General features: G+C 41.9%; 11 protein-coding genes. 3 read left to right on the top strand and 8 right to left on the bottom strand.

The genetic code is table 11. The features are described from left to right. Window positions 1–11: 11 nt before the first annotated feature. The 3 genes from G8D99_RS01185 to ompR all read right to left on the bottom strand — a co-directional run bounded on the left by G8D99_RS01185 (window position 12) and on the right by ompR (window position 4,190). Complete coding sequence (locus G8D99_RS01185) at window positions 12–1,529, bottom strand: acetyl-CoA hydrolase/transferase family protein (RefSeq protein ID WP_166321861.1); 1,518 nt, start codon at window positions 1,527–1,529, stop codon at window positions 12–14. A gap of 205 nt (window positions 1,530–1,734) precedes the next feature. Next, on the bottom strand, window positions 1,735–3,195 hold the full coding sequence (locus tag G8D99_RS01190; protein ID WP_166321863.1) for an ATP-binding protein: 1,461 nt from the start codon (window positions 3,193–3,195) through the stop codon (window positions 1,735–1,737). A gap of 230 nt (window positions 3,196–3,425) precedes the next feature. Beyond that, entirely contained in the window at window positions 3,426–4,190 is a 765-nt protein-coding gene (ompR, locus tag G8D99_RS01195; protein WP_166008748.1) for an osmolarity response regulator transcription factor OmpR, read from the bottom strand. Window positions 4,191–4,724: 534 nt separating this feature from the next. Between ompR and G8D99_RS01200 the strand changes: the two genes are divergently transcribed. Continuing rightward, the gene (locus G8D99_RS01200) at window positions 4,725–7,100 is read left to right on the top strand and encodes a Tex family protein (RefSeq protein ID WP_166321865.1); all 2,376 of its coding nucleotides are present in this window, start codon (window positions 4,725–4,727) and stop codon (window positions 7,098–7,100) included. 77 nt (window positions 7,101–7,177) lie between these two features. Here the strand turns inward: G8D99_RS01200 and G8D99_RS01205 are convergent, their stop codons facing one another. Then, window positions 7,178–7,495, bottom strand: a complete 318-nt coding sequence (locus tag G8D99_RS01205; RefSeq protein ID WP_166321867.1) for a hypothetical protein — start codon at window positions 7,493–7,495, stop codon at window positions 7,178–7,180. 654 nt (window positions 7,496–8,149) lie between these two features. On the opposite strand from G8D99_RS01205, the gene G8D99_RS01210 reads away from it, so the two are divergent. After that, complete coding sequence (locus tag G8D99_RS01210) at window positions 8,150–10,333, top strand: SulP family inorganic anion transporter (protein WP_166321869.1); 2,184 nt, start codon at window positions 8,150–8,152, stop codon at window positions 10,331–10,333. 97 nt (window positions 10,334–10,430) lie between these two features. Here the strand turns inward: G8D99_RS01210 and G8D99_RS01215 are convergent, their stop codons facing one another. The 3 genes from G8D99_RS01215 to G8D99_RS01225 form a co-directional block, all read right to left on the bottom strand. After that, window positions 10,431–10,763, bottom strand: coding sequence for a hypothetical protein (locus tag G8D99_RS01215; RefSeq protein ID WP_166321871.1), 333 nt, complete (start codon window positions 10,761–10,763; stop codon window positions 10,431–10,433). 156 nt (window positions 10,764–10,919) lie between these two features. Then, window positions 10,920–11,807: an SDR family NAD(P)-dependent oxidoreductase gene (locus tag G8D99_RS01220; RefSeq protein WP_166321873.1), complete on the bottom strand. Its 888-nt coding sequence runs from the start codon at window positions 11,805–11,807 to the stop codon at window positions 10,920–10,922. Window positions 11,808–12,127: 320 nt separating this feature from the next. Next, window positions 12,128–13,405 carry an O-acetylhomoserine aminocarboxypropyltransferase/cysteine synthase family protein gene (locus tag G8D99_RS01225; protein WP_166321875.1) on the bottom strand — a complete coding sequence of 426 codons (1,278 nt, stop codon included), beginning with the start codon at window positions 13,403–13,405 and terminating at the stop codon, window positions 12,128–12,130. Window positions 13,406–13,699: 294 nt separating this feature from the next. Here G8D99_RS01225 and ettA point away from each other — a divergent pair, with 294 nt between their 5' ends. Beyond that, complete coding sequence (ettA, locus tag G8D99_RS01230; protein ID WP_166321877.1) at window positions 13,700–15,361, top strand: energy-dependent translational throttle protein EttA; 1,662 nt, start codon at window positions 13,700–13,702, stop codon at window positions 15,359–15,361. Between the two features lie 88 nt (window positions 15,362–15,449). On the opposite strand, the gene G8D99_RS01235 is transcribed toward ettA, so the two are convergent. Further along, the gene (locus G8D99_RS01235) at window positions 15,450–15,803 is read right to left on the bottom strand and encodes an SEL1-like repeat protein (protein WP_166321879.1); all 354 of its coding nucleotides are present in this window, start codon (window positions 15,801–15,803) and stop codon (window positions 15,450–15,452) included. Window positions 15,804–15,986: the final 183 nt, after the last annotated feature.

Raw genomic sequence — 15,986 nt, forward strand, 5'->3', positions numbered from 1 at the left:
TTAATTTTCGCTTAAGCTGTTTTTGCTTCGACTTGAGCAGCAAGCATATGACCTTGCTCTTCGAAGTTAGAGTGCCAAGACAACGCTTCACGAAGAAGATGAGGGGTTTGACCGCCTTTGGCACATGCACGATCAAAGTAGTCATTCAATGCATCGCGGTACATAGGATGCGCACAGTTGTCGATAATCGCACGTGCACGTTCACGCGGCGCTAAACCACGCAAGTCAGCCAGACCTTGTTCTGTCACCAATACGTCTACGTCATGACCAGTGTGGTCAACGTGAGAAGCAAATGGAACAACAGACGAGATATCGCCACCTTTGGCAATGGATTTGGTTACAAAGATCGCGATGTGCGCATTACGTGCAAAGTCACCTGAACCGCCAATACCATTCATCATTTTGGTGCCACATACATGCGTTGAGTTGACGTTACCGTAAATATCGAACTCAAGTGCCGTGTTGATCCCGATGATGCCTAAACGACGCACCAATTCAGGATGGTTCGAAATTTCCTGTGGACGAAGGACCAGTTTATCTTTGTAGTGTTCAAGGTTGTTAAATACTTTCTCACCATATTTAGCTGACAAAGTAATTGAAGAACCTGACGCAAATTTCATTTTGCCTGCATCGATTAATTCAAACGTACAGTCTTGCAGGACTTCTGAGTACATGATCAAGTCTTCAAAATTAGACTCTTTCAGACCTGTGAGTACTGCGTTGGCAATTGAACCGATCCCTGCTTGTAAAGGACCTAAGTTTTTCGGTAAACGACCAGTCTCAACTTCTTTTTCAAAGAAAGCGATCAAATGGTTAGCAATGCCTTGAGTCTCATCATCTGGTGCAGTGACAGTCGATGGAGAGTCATGCATTTCGTTATTAAATACGATACCGACGATTTTAGAAGGGTCAATTTGAATCGCAGCCGTACCGATACGCTCATCCACTTGTGTCAATGGAATCGCTTGACGGGTTGGACGGTAAGACGGGATATAGATATCGTGCAAGCCTTCAAACGCAGGGCTTAAGCTGGTGTTGATTTCAACAATCACTTTTTCAGCAAAAATTGCAAAGCTTGCAGAGTTACCAACAGACGTGGTTGGAATGATGCCACCATCTTCAGTAATCGCAACTGCTTCAATCACGGCAACATCTGGCTTTTTCAACTGTTGATTACGCATTTGTTCAACGGTTTCAGACAAATGCTGATCGATGAACATCACTTCGCCTTTGTTGATGGCTTTACGTAAAGTGCTGTCGACTTGGAAAGGGAGGCGACGTGCTAAAACACCGGCTTCAGTCAATTGCTTGTCGAGGTCATTCCCTAGAGATGCACCGGTAATCAACGTGATTTTGAGCGGGTTTGCATGCGCTTGTTTAACCAATGCTAGAGGTACAGCTTTTGCTTCGCCGGCACGAGTAAATCCACTCATACCTACCGTCATACCATCTTGGATAAAAGTAGCAGCTTGTTCAGCGCTCATGACTTTGTCATGAAGGGAAGCTAATCGAATACGATCTAAAGACATGGTTTAAGCTCAATTCTTGTTCAAAACTAGACGGATTGTACCGCCCTACAGCGTGATTGTGCATCTCTGTTAGGCTAAGGTCTAATTCTTTCAAAAAATAGAGGTATAAATTTTGGTGATGATTTTTAAGATATTGTTTTAAAAAATTATTTTAAAAAGCATATATCAATTAAACTGATTCAACTGTTGTAAAAATAATCAAAACTCAAAATCGTTCCGATATCGATTGCTTAATCTTTTGGATTGGCGAGCTTGAGCTGATCTGTTCTTCGCCAACTGCGACAAGCGGTAACGAAATAATGGCTTCTAAACCGCCACCATCGCGATTTTGAATAATCAATTCACCCTGATGAATGTCCACAATTCGCTTTACAATCGCCAAGCCTAAACCGCTGCCTTGAATGGTCCGTGCCGAGTTTCCACGGACAAACGGCTGCATCAGTTCAGCAATTTGATCTTCAGGAATCCCTTCACCATGGTCGGCGACCCGTATTTGCAAATGCTCATTGTCCACAAAAGCCGATAGCTCGATTGGCTCTGCACCATAGCGTTTGGCATTGTTAATCAAATTACCGACCAAGCGTTTGAGCGACAGCGAACGTGCAGGAATCATGGGAGTGTCTTGCGGGGTAAAACGAATGTCGAGCGGTTTAAATTGGATGGCCAATTCTTGTAAAAGGGTATTGATATTGGTGTCTTGAAGTTCTTCGTCTGAACCATCACGCATATAAGAAATGAACTGATTTAAAATCGCATCCATATCTTCAACATCATAAATCAGACCTTCTTTTAAGAAGTCTTCATCCGGTATCATTTCTGCACTGAGTCGAATACGAGTCAATGGCGTGCGTAAGTCATGGGAAATCCCCGCCAACATAATCTGACGGTCACGTTCAGTTTGCTCAAGCGTATAAATCATATGGTTAAAGGCTTGATTCACCTGACGAATTTCAAGCGGACCATGATTGGTCTCTAAGTAGGGCGCTTTACCAGATTTACTATATAGGTTGGCGGCATTTTGCAGGCGGCGTAAAGGCCGATTGAGCTGACGTACCAAGGTTAAAATAATCACAGCAGAGATTAACGGTACACCCAATAGCCAGGCGAAGATCAGCTCAGGACTATAGTTGGCATAGGTTTTCAGTGGTTCTTCGACCCAGTTACCATTCATTTCCGGGGTTTGAATCCAAATACGGGGACTCGGTTTAAATTGGAAATACACCGTGACATTGGGCACATCGAGTTCTTTGGCTAAGGCTTTTTCAACCCGATTGGTAAAGAATTCTGCGATCAGTTTTTCACGCGGGTTTGGATATTCTCTCGGATCCGTCACATATTCAATGCCAGCGCGTTTTTTTAGCCATTCATCGACATCGAGTTCATTTTTGTCATGGAAAATTTGCAGTTTGGGGTTGTTAATAATTTCTAATTCAACCGCCAAATAACGGGCATGTTGTTGAATCTCAGGTAAATACAAGGTTTTCCAAAAAAACCATAACGACATAAACAAGCTAAAAAATACAACGAATAACACCAAGATGGTGGTACGCATAGCAGCGGAACGAGGTTTGATTTTATCTAGGAAGCGTTCCCACCGCGTACGTTTTTTTTCTGAGTACGTTTCGAATTCAGTAAAGCTTTGTGGGTCAACCGGGTCTAGTTTCACACCTTGTTCCTGTGAGATTTTAGAGAAGAATGTGCACGATGGAATCTTAAATCTATCGGTTTAATTGCAGGAGCTCGTTGTATTACTTTTTAGAAAAAGTAACCAAAAACTTTGCCATTCGCTGAACTCGCCCAACATTGACGAGACTTATAATTAAGCTCAGCTCAAACAGCAGCGAATGGCATTTGCGCGAATCAAATAGGGGATTTGATGCACGCTAAAATTTAAAGTTACTCAGCACCATCTGGAACAAACACATAACCTACACCCCAAACCGTTTGTATGTAGCGTGCACGTGCTGGGTTTTCTTCAATTAAACGGCGTAAACGAGACACTTGAACGTCAATCGAGCGCTCCATTGCGCCCCACTCACGACCACGCGCTAAATTCATCAGTTTGTCACGGGTTAAAGGCTCGCGTGGATGTTGAACCAGCGCTTTCAGTACCGCAAATTCACCTGTAGTCAACGTCACGACTTGACCTTCACGGGTCAGGGTGCGGGTCGATAAATCTAAAGACCATGGACCAAAAGACACCACTTCCACATTTTGACTCGGTGCACCCGGCACTTCACGCACTTGACGACGTAACACCGCACGAATACGGGCTAACAATTCATTCGGATTAAACGGTTTAGGTAAGTAATCGTCTGCACCTGCTTCAAGACCTGCAATACGGTCAGAGTCACTGCCACGTGCGGTCAGCATGATGATCGGGGTGTCAATATTAGACTGGCGTAAACGACGACAAATGCTTAAGCCATCTTCAACAGGTAGCATGAAATCCAGCACGATGAGTGAAAACAATTCACGTTGCAGTAAACGATCCATTTGCGTTGCATCATGGGCAGTTTTTACCACAAAGCCTTTGTCTTCTAAAAAACGCTGTAAAAGGGTACGTAAACGCACATCATCATCGACAACTAAAATGCGTTCGACGCGGTCTGTTTCATTGTGTACAACATCTGTGTTTTCAGCAGGTACAACCAAACTCATGATGCACTCCCTTAAGTTGTATTTATAAATATTCGTTAGTCTCAGTATACAGGCTAAGTTCTTGTTAAGACTATGTATCAATTTGCTCAAAAATACAATTTTAAGCGTACTTTGAAACCAAATAACAACATGTAACAGTATTGAGCGCCTATGCTTTGTTTATAGAGAAAAATCAGGGACTTTGAAATCAAAAATCGCATGACTTAATTGTCCAAAGGTGGATTTGTTGAAAGTTTCAGCTTTTCGATTAGCAAAACTTCATAATACGCTTCAAACTTAAACACCTGAAAGAGCTGTTATTGGTTGATCTTATGTAATGGGAAAAGTTGAAATAAAATGCTTTAGGTAATTGAAGTTATTATTTTTTAAGCAAAGGATTGTAGGCTCAGATTTAAAATTAATCGTTTAAAAAAAGCAAGTTTTTGCACTTTTATTAAAATTTCCACTGCAAATATTCAAAACAACTGTGGATTTTATGGTCTCGGTCTTTATAATCACTAACTTTTAGTCCTTATCCTTGTGGAATTAAACACGATGACTGACTTAGTTCAGCAGTTGGCAAAAGAAATTGCCGTACGTCCAAACCAAATAGAAGCTGCCATTAAGCTGATTGATGAAGGTTCTAGTGTTCCATTTATCGCACGTTACCGTAAAGAAGTAACGCAAGGTTTAGACGATGCACAATTACGCCAACTCGATACGCGCTTAACGTATTTACGTGATTTATTTGAACGTCGTGAAAAAGTCATTGAATCACTCAAAGAACAAAACAAACTCACCGATGATTTGCTTGCGCGCGTCAATGCGGTTGAAACTAAAAATGCATTAGAAGAAATTTACGCACCGTATCGTCCAAAACGTACCAGTAAATCATTTAAAGCCAAAGAAGCCGGCTTAGGTCCGATTGCTGAGAAAATCCTGACTGAAAATGTTGAGCCTAACGACGCGCTGGCAGGTTTTAGCCATGAAGATTATGCAGATCTTGAAGCGCAGTTAGATGCCATCCAACACATTATTATTGATGATTGGGCACAGAACATTGCTTTAACCACAGAATTAAAAGCAACTTTCGCAAAAACAGCGGTACTGAAAAGTTTAGTTGCAAGTGAAGAGAAAAAAGAAGTCGGCAAGAAATTCCGTGATTACTTCGATTTCTCTGAAAACCTCAATAAAGTGCCTTCACATCGTTTATTGGCGATGCTGCGTGGCCGTCAAGAAAATGTATTGGGCTTAAAAGTTGATGGTCAAGATGACGCACCATTGGCACGTATTGAAACTGAATACAACTTAGATCAAATTCAACCCCAAGCACGTCAAGACTTTTTAAAGCAAACGGCAAAATTATTTTGGTTAGGTAAAGTTCGTCCAGCCATTGAACATTCGCTGTTAACTGAAAAGCGTTTGGCTGCTGAAGCAGAAGCGATGGACGTATTTGCTGAAAACTTACGTCACTTGTTGTTGTCTGCGCCTGCAGGCGCGCGTACGACTTTGGGTGTGGATCCTGGTATTCGTACAGGCGTGAAATTGGCGGTGGTGAATGCATCAGGTGATGTTCTTGCACATAGCACAATTTATCCGTTTGCACCGAAAGAAGATAAAGCAGGTTCAATTGCTGAACTTGAACGTCTATGCCGTGAATTCAATGTCGATTTAATCGCGATTGGTAATGGTACTGCAAGCCGTGAAACTGAAGCGGTTGTGGCTGAAATGATGGCTGCACATGCTGATCTTAAATTGACGCGTGTTTCTGTTTCAGAAGCGGGTGCATCTGTTTATTCAGCATCTGAATTGGCTTCACAAGAATTGCCAGATCTAGATGTTTCAATTCGTGGTGCAGTATCGATTGCACGTCGTTTACAAGATCCTTTAGCAGAACTGGTGAAGATTGATCCGAAATCGATTGGTGTAGGTCAGTATCAACATGACGTCAACCAAACCGGTTTAGCAAAAACCCTTGAAGCGGTGGTTGAAGACTGTGTGAACTCAGTGGGCGTGGATGTGAATACAGCATCTTCTGCAATCTTGGGTTATATCGCAGGTTTAAATAAATCAATCGCTCAGCAGATTGTAGACTTCCGTAAAGAAAATGGTCGTTTCGATAACCGTCAAGCGTTGAAAAACGTGCCACGTTTAGGCGAGCGTACCTTTGAACAAGCAGCAGGTTTCTTACGTATTCAAGACGGTACAGAACCTCTAGATGCCTCTGCAGTTCACCCTGAGTCATATGCTTTGGTGTCTAAAATTGTTGAAGCGAAAGCAACCACAGTAAAAGATATTATTGGCAATACTGAAATTATCCGTCAAATTGATGCTGAAGCATTCGTTGATGAAAAATTCGGTCTGCCAACCATTAAAGATGTTTTGGCTGAACTGGAAAAACCAGGTCGTGACCCACGTCCAGAATTCCGTACTGCGAAGTTCCGTGAAGACATCACTGATGTAAAACAACTCACTGAAGGTCTACAGCTTGAAGGTGTGATCACCAATGTAACCAACTTCGGTGCCTTCGTGGATATCGGTGTACATCAAGACGGTTTGGTGCATATTTCTGAACTTGCCAATGAGTTTGTGGCGGATCCGCATAAAGTGGTGAAACCAGGTCAAATCGTACAAGTGCGTGTTTTGCAAATTGATGCTGAACGTAACCGTGTCAATTTATCGATGCGTCCTGAAGGCTCTGAAGCGCCGGTGAAAGCGCCGCGTCAGCCACGTCGTGAGCCTGCAAATGGCGAACAACGTACAGAACGTAAACCACAGGGCAAGCGTCCGCAAAATGCACGTCCTCAAGGCGATCGTCCACAGGGTGAACGTCCGCAACGTCAAAAGCCACAAAATGCGAAACCACAAGAAGCGAAAATTGGTGGTTTAGGGGCATTGTTACTTCAAGCAGGGATTAAAGGTTCGAAGTAATCTTTAAGCTTTAAATAAAAGACCGCCTGATTGGGCGGTTTTTTTATGCGTTTAGATTGGTGTTCTAGAGGGCGTATTTATCCATTAATGATGGGTACAATCCAACTACAGATAATCAATAAAATGCCAAAATGTCCGATCTTACGGCAGACTTTAACAAAATTCGGTACAGGCTGTTCGAGTTGTTGCGCATATTCTTGCAGATTACGGCTTTTACTTTTTCGGGTGTACCAAAGAAATACCATCAAATCGATACAGATTAACAGTGTCCCCACATTTGCCACCAGATCCATGACCTTGAAATCATGCGTATAGGCTGAAATCGCAATCACATAAGTTAAATAAAAGCTAAACGCAACCGTGACACAAAGCAGAATCGATTTTAAATAAGACATAAAACATCGAACATTAAAATGGAACTTAATTTATAACATAAACAATCAATTTATAAGGAAATTCATGTGAAAAATATGTGGGGTAAATGATCACTATTGGCTCTGTTTTATTGAAATATTTTGGGCAAAGCGTATTGAAAATGCTCAACTTTATCAGACCAAAATGAACTGAATCTGAAATCAGTACATTGACTAAGAAAAGCACACACAAGTCTATAAAAACAGCACTATTCGCTGTGGTTATTGTCAGACAATATCTTAAACACCTGATGATAATGCGTTGAATCATCAGATGAATATTGTTTTACATGTCTGTTTTTGAGTGGGTGAGTGACTGATGTTAATTTCTAATTTTTGCTTTGCAAAGCGTTGTATTTGTTCCTGTGTTGATGTGTTGAATCACATGTCCTATTTCGAATCCTGAATGAATTGGACTGAACTGAGTGAAAGATTAAATTCAACTCATTCAATGCTTTTTTTCATTTTCTTTTTCCCGAAAAATAAAGCCATTTTGAAATGATTATTTCTTGATAAATCAATGGACTTCGCATAAAGTATGCGCATTATAAAAGTGTGATGTGTATCACACTATAATGAAGCACTTGAACATCAATAAATCATAATTTCAGTGTTGGCTTTTAGAGAATAATAAATATGTCGAATACAATCCACAAAAGAGGGTTTTACGCCAGTGACCTGCTATCTGGTCTGGTGGTTTTTTTAGTCGCATTACCGCTGTGTTTAGGCATTGCAAGTGCATCAGGCGCACCGCTGATTTCCGGTGTGATTGCGGGCGTGATCGGTGGCATCGTTGTCGGGTTTCTCAGTGGTTCCCACATTAGTGTGTCAGGTCCGGCAGCAGGTTTGGCTGCGATCGTATTGTCCTTATTGACTCAGTTAGAGGGAAATTACCAAGCCTTTTTACTGTGTTTGGTTTTGGCGGGTGTGGTTCAAATCGCCTTTGGTCTTTTTAAACTCGGTTCATTTTCAAACTTTATTCCCACCAATGTCATTTTAGGTCTATTGGCTGCCATTGGTTTGATCCTGATTATCAATCAATTACCGCATTTGCTTGGCATTAAGATGGACTTGCTCAAAGCACACTGGCAAGACGGTTGGGGGATATTGTCTCAACATTTTGATTATGGTGCAGCGCTGATTGGACTCATTTCGGTCGCATTGATTTTAGTGTGGGATAAAACCCCACTGAAAAAAACTCAACTGCCTTCGGCCTTGGTGGCAGTGGTTTTGGCAGGAGTACTGAACTATATCTTTACCCATACCGGTTCGAGTTTGGCGGTGCGTGATGAGCATTTAATTCATTTACCCAATGTATTGTCTGGCACTGAATCAATTTTTAGTTTCCCAGATTTTAGCTATTGGAATAATTCGATCATCTATACTGGTGCGATTACTCTTGCGGTGGTGGCTTCAATCGAAACCTTATTGAACCTTGAAGCGGCAGATAAGATGGACCCGAAAAAGCGGGCATCACCACCAAACCGTGAACTGTTTGCACAAGGGGTTGGGAATACCTTTTCTGGTTTGATTGGCGGTATGCCGATTACCTCTGTGATTGTGCGCAGTTCTGTCAATGCCACCAGTGGTTCTAAAACCAAATTCTCTGCGATTTTCCATGGGGTGTTATTGGCAGTCGCACTCATTTTACTGACACCATTAATTAATGTTGTTCCGCTTTCTGCACTGGCAGCCATTTTGATTTTGACCGGTTTTAAACTGGCAAGCCCAGCACTATTTAAGCGTTTGTATGGCGAAGGCTGGAAGCAATTTTTACCGTTTATCGTGACCGTGGTTGCGATCATTTTTACCGATCTTTTGATGGGCATCACTATTGGGTTGGTGCTGAGTCTGATGATTATTTTAAAAAATAATTTAAAGCGAGGCGTGCGTGTGATTCATGAAACGCATTTACATGGCAAGATGACGCGCATTGAGTTGGCGCCGAATATTTCATTTTTAAATCGGGCAGCTTTGGTGTCGGCTTTAGAAAAATTGAAAAAAGGTGAAACTGCGATTATCGATGCATCGAATACCTATTACATCGACCCTGATGTATATACGGTAATTAAAGAGTTTAAGGATGAAACCGCACAGAAAAATCATATCGATTTAAAACTGATTGGCTTTAAAGCGCATTACCCTGAGTTGGTGGAAGAAGAGCTTGATATCAACATCAGTACCCAAGAAGTGCAACGCCAATTGACCCCGGCACAGGTACTTCAATTATTGAAAGAGGGCAATCATCGTTTCGTCAATCATGAGCGACTACATCACAATATTGCACGTCAAATTCAAGTGACTTCTGAGGCAGGGCAACATCCCTTTGCGGCGGTCTTGGGGTGTATGGACTCGCGAGCACCGACAGAACGTATTTTTGATGTCGGGATTGGGGATCTGTTCAGCTTACGTATTGCAGGTAATATTGCAGGTCAAAAAGTATTGGGTTCTTTGGAATTTGCCTGTAAAAGTAAAGGTTCCAAATTGGTGGTGGTGTTGGGGCATACCGACTGTGGTGCTGTGACCTCAGCATGTCAGTTGTATGAACAAAATCAGGACATCACCAAAGTCACAGAAACCCCGAATGTGCAGTACTTCTTAAAGCCGATTATGGAAGCAGCACATACCGTGAAAACTGAGCAATCGAGTTATCAGTTGACCAGTAATTTTATTCACGCAGTGACGGTGCTGAATGTGCAAAACAACATTCGCTATATTTTGCAAAATAGCCCAGTGCTCAAACAGATGGTAGATGAGGGTGAGATTTGTATTGTCGGTGCGATTTATGATGTGCATACCGGTAAAGTCGATTTCATCTAATTGTTAACATAGCTAAAATAAAAAAGCCTTCGTAATGAAGGCTTTTTATGTCGAGCTGAATTAAACGGAAATCAAACTGAAATCAAAATAAACCCGCTTAAATCATCAAGCTTTCACATAAAAAACCTGAGGCTAAGGTTGCCAAACCGATTTTAGACCAAACATAATCTTTAGTTTGGCTATTGGAAGATGAATTCTGTGCCAATAGCTGTTGATCTATATTATGGATCGGTTGCTGATGTGGTGAAAAAGCGAAGCCTTTGGGTGCCAATGTTAACTTCAGTGCCAGCTCAATACACAGCATCATCAATCCGATCCGCATGATTGAATTGAAACTCAACAGTTGTGCGCGATCCATCTGCATAAAATCAAGCAAAAGCCATGTGGCACATACGATAAAAAATAAGCGGAATACAGGTTCTATTGTCATTATTAGATCACTCAGGTTGAGTTTCTTTTGAATGATAAGGATGAATTCTTAAAATTTGATTAATTTTTTATACGGTTTTGTTGTTTAAAAGCTGAAACCTGCATCGAACTCAAGACTGAACTATCGATGCATTTTGATCGTTGCTCACCAAAGAGATTACCAATGCTCACCGGGGAAAATGCGCGCATAAGCACGTTGCACAAAATTGAGTTTTTCTTGCTCTCCTACAGAAGCAGTCGAACTTGGGAACAGGTTATAACCAATCGACATCAGTTTATTGTTAATATCCGGCGCAATGGAATAGGTAATCGATGCCAAGCGTCCCAAATGCGTCGCGACTTTTTTCGGACGTTTTACGATGGCTTCCGCAATTAAATCTGCTGCTTGTTCAGGGCTGAGTGCAGGGACATATTTATAGATTTTGGTCGGCGCAATCATCGGGGTACGTACCAAAGGCATATAGACCGAGGTAATTGCAATTTTATGTGAATGTACTTCTGCAGATAGACAACGACTAAAGGCATCCAGTGCGGCCTTTGATGCAACATAGGCAGAGAAGCGTGTGGCATTGGCCAGTACGCCAATCGAGCTGATGTTAATAATATGACCCGCTTTACGCTCCATCATTTGTGGTAAAACATTTAGGATTAAACGCACTGAACCAAAGTAGTTCAGTTGCATCGTACGTTCAAAGTCATGAAAACGTTGAGTCGACTCATGTACTGCACGACGGATTGAACGACCTGCATTATTAATCAGAATATCGATATGATCGACGGAAGCTAAAATCTGTTGGGAAACTTCATCAATCTGGCGTAGATCATTAAGATCACATGGGAAAATGCTGGCTTGACCGCCCTTGGCTTCGATCTCTCGTTTGGCTTCAATCAGCGCGTCTTCTGTACGTGCCACCAAGATCACATGTGCACCTGCATCGGCAAGTTTATACGCTACAGTTAAGCCAATCCCGCTCGAAGCCCCTGTAATCAGCACGACTTTGCCATGCACTCTGTGTTGGAAACGTTGTTCTAATTTCTTATTCATTCGAATTTTCCCTATCAGATACCCATATTCATTTTTGAAATATACGGTGTGATCTCATTACATCGGAGAGGGATGTAAGGATTAATGAGTAATATAAGGGAATCATAGCTAAAATAGGAAAAATTACTATATATAACTATATGAAATTACAAAATATTTTAGAGTAATTGCTCTATTTTGATTCTTGTTTTAATTATTCTTTATAACCCATTTTATGACTCAATCCAAGAGAAATAACAAACTTTAAGCGAGTCAAAATTAACCTTAAATATGTATAAAAAAGCCACCGTATCGATGGCTCAGTAGATTGTTTTTAAAGCTTAAACTTGGGCTAAGGCTTGCTCTAAGTCTGCAATGAGATCATCTGCATGTTCAATTCCAATCGATAAGCGCACCATGTCAATGCTCACGCCTGCAGCTTTCAACTCTTCTTCATTGAGCTGACGGTGGGTGGTGGTCGCAGGGTGACACGCCAAACTTTTGGCATCACCGATATTCACTAGGCGGGTAAACAATTGCAGTGCGTCGATAAAACGAGTTCCGCCTTCTAGACCATCCTGTACCCCAAAAGAAAGGATCGCCGAAGGTTTGCCTTTGACGTATTTCTGGGCTAGTGCATGTTGAGGGTGATCTTTTAAGCCGGCGTAATTCACCCATTTCACTTTTGGATGGGCTTTGAGATATTCAGCGACTTTGAGTGCGTTCTCAGTATGACGTTCCATACGTAAGCTGAGGGTTTCTAAGCCTTGTAAGATTAAAAACACATTGTGCGGGCTAATGGCAGCCCCTGTGTTACGCAGCGGCACCACACGTGCACGTGCGATATAGGCAGCTTCACCTAAAGCTTCTACATAGTTGACGCCGTGATAACTTGGGTCAGGCGTGTTGAGTGCCTTAAAGCGTTCAGGGTATTTGCCCCAAGGGAATTTACCGCTATCCACAATCATCCCGCCAATTGAATTACCGTGACCACCAATATATTTGGTCAATGAATGCACCACAATGTCTGCCCCGAATTCAAAGGACTTTTGCAGAACTGGGGTTGCCACCGTATTGTCCACCACCACAGGCACACCATATTCATGCGCAATTTTAGCAATGGCTTCCAAATCAATAATATTGCCGAGCGGGTTGCCAATTGACTCAACAAAAACGAGTTTGGTTTTATCGTCAATTAAATTGCGGAGTGCTTCAGGGTCTTGGTAGTCAAAAAAGCGCACTTCAATCCCTTGCTTCGGCAGGGTATGCGCAAAAAGGTTATAGGTACCGCCATACAGCGTCGACACTGATGCAATATTGTCACCCGCTTCGGCAATGGTTTGAATGGCATAAGTGATTGCAGCCATACCCGATGCCAATGCCAGTGCCCCAATGCCACCTTCAAGTGCGGCAACACGCTGCTCAAGCACCGCCGTGGTTGGATTCATAATGCGGGTATAGATATTGCCTTGAACTTTTAAATCAAATAGGTCAGCGCCATGTTGGGTGTTATCAAAGGCATAAGAGGTGGTTTGATAAATCGGGACAGCCACAGCTTTGGTGGTTGCTTCAGGTGTATAACCGGCATGAATGGCTAAGGTTTCGTCTTTATAAGGCATTGAAATAGCTTCTTGTTGATTGATTATTATTCAAATATAGCACTCTTCCTTATACAGAGAAGCGCCAAATTGATGAAATGTTTATCTAAAAATTGCATAAGATTTCTCCAGCATGGCTTGGATATTTGCAATCTGATCAAGGCTAAATTTGTTTCATCGTTTAACTTGTAACAATGCATGCAAGATCAGATTCATGCCTTATTTTTTTAATGTATTCATCGTATAATGCCTGCGGATATTGTTCGCGTATTTTTTATTCTTGCGAATGTTGATTTTTTTATAGAGGAGTCCTACGTGGCCCAATATATTTACACGATGAACCGTGTGTCGAAAATGGTTCCGCCGAAACGCGAAATCTTGAAAGACATCTCTTTATCATTTTTCCCAGGCGCTAAAATTGGTGTTCTTGGTTTAAACGGTGCAGGTAAATCTACCTTGCTTCGTATTATGGCTGGCGTAGATAAAGATTTCTCAGGGGAAGCACGTGCTCAACCGGGCATCAAAATCGGTTACCTTGAGCAAGAGCCACCACTTGACGAAACTAAAGACGTTCGTGGTAACGTTGAAGATGGTTTACGTGAACCATTGGACGCATTGGCGCGTTTGGACGAAGTTTTTGCTGAATATGCGGCTGAAGATGCTGACTTCGATGCCCTTGCAAAAGAGCAAGAGAAGCTAGAAGCGATCATCCATGCTTGGGATGCCCATAACCTTGGCAATCAAATGGATCAAGCGGCAGCTGCATTAAACCTTCCAGCTTGGGATGCAGACGTATCTAAGTTGTCTGGTGGTGAGCGTCGTCGTGTTGCATTGTGTCGTTTGCTTTTGTCTAAACCTGACATGTTGCTTCTTGACGAACCGACGAACCATTTAGATGCATCTTCTGTCTCTTGGTTAGAACGTTTCTTGAAAGACTTCGCAGGTACGATCGTTGCGATTACGCATGACCGTTATTTCTTGGACAACGTGGCTGAGTGGATTCTTGAGCTTGACCGTGGCATGGGGATTCCATACCAAGGGAACTACTCTTCTTGGTTAGAGCAAAAAAATGCTCGCTTAGAACAAGAGAACAAGCAAGAAGAATCTTTTGCCAAAGCATTGAAAAAAGAACTTGAGTGGGTTCGTTCAAATGCGAAAGGTCAGCAAAAGAAAAACAAAGCGCGTATGGAGCGTTTTGAAGAGCTTAACTCGCGTGAATTCCAACAGCGTAACGAAACGTCTGAAATCTACATTCCACCGGGTCCACGTTTAGGGAACAAGGTTGTAGAAGTTGAAGGCATCAGCAAATCGTTTGGTGATCGTACGCTTTATAAAGATTTATCATTCGTTGTTCCACCTGCTGCGATCGTCGGTATCGTGGGTGAGAATGGTGCAGGTAAAACGACACTATTCCGTATGATGACGGGCGAACAACAACCGGATACCGGTTCTGTGGTTCTCGGTGAGTCTGTGAAAGTGGCTTATGTAGGTCAGATTCGTGACACCTTAGATAACAACAAAACGGTTTGGGAAGAAGTTTCTGGCGGTTTGGATATCTTGAAGATTGGCGAATACGAAATTGCATCTCGTGCATATATCGGTCGCTTTAACTTTAAAGGTCAGGATCAGCAAAAACGTGTAGGTCAATTGTCAGGTGGTGAGCGTAACCGTCTACAACTTGCGAAAATCCTGCAAATGGGTGCAAACGTCATCTTACTCGATGAACCATCGAATGACTTGGATATCGAAACATTACGTGCACTTGAAGATGCAATCCTAGTATTCCCAGGTACTGTAATGGTGATCTCGCATGACCGTTGGTTCCTTGACCGTATTGCAACGCACATCTTGTCATTCGAAGGTGAAACACCTGAATTCTTCACAGGTAACTATGCTGAGTTCGAAGAATACCGTCGTAAACGTGATGGTGATGATTTAGTGGCGAAGCGTCAAAAATATCGCAAAATTGGTAACTAATTTTTAGTTCTGATTTAAAAAAACCAGCCTCAGGGCTGGTTTTTTATTGCTTATACAAAAATGGCTTGAGCTTAGTTAAACCGAATCTTTAGGAAATCGAGATTTCAGTGAGGGCTTTTTCAAGCTCAATTTTGGCTGCTTCGTGACCTTGATAACTCGCTTGGTTTAGCCAGCGTTCTGCCAACACATAGCTTCGATCTAAACTCAGTTCACCTTTAAGATAACTCATGCCCATTTGGTACTGTGCATCTTTGTCACCTCTTAAGGCTGCTCTCAAATAATACCACATTGCATTACGGACTTCATTTGAAGCTGTTTCAGGTGTTGAATTGGTTGTATAAACCTGCTGTGAATCAGATTTAGCTAACGTTTTTGGGTTTAACTCATCCTGAGTTTCAGCATAGACAACACGCTGATTTGAATTATTTAAAGACAGAGACATATCCACCTCCACAATCATCCATGTGATTAAAATTGTATTTATATGTTTTTTTAGTACGACCACCTCTTTAGTTTTAAGTTAAGGTGAGCCGATATGCAAATAAAAAACAGGCTGAATTGATTTTATTTGTAACTATTCAGTCCGTGCTTAAAAAGCTTTTAAAATCATCCAACAATAAAAAGA

The organism is Acinetobacter lanii (assembly GCF_011578285.1).
Taxonomy (GTDB): Bacteria; Pseudomonadota; Gammaproteobacteria; order Pseudomonadales; family Moraxellaceae; genus Acinetobacter; species Acinetobacter lanii.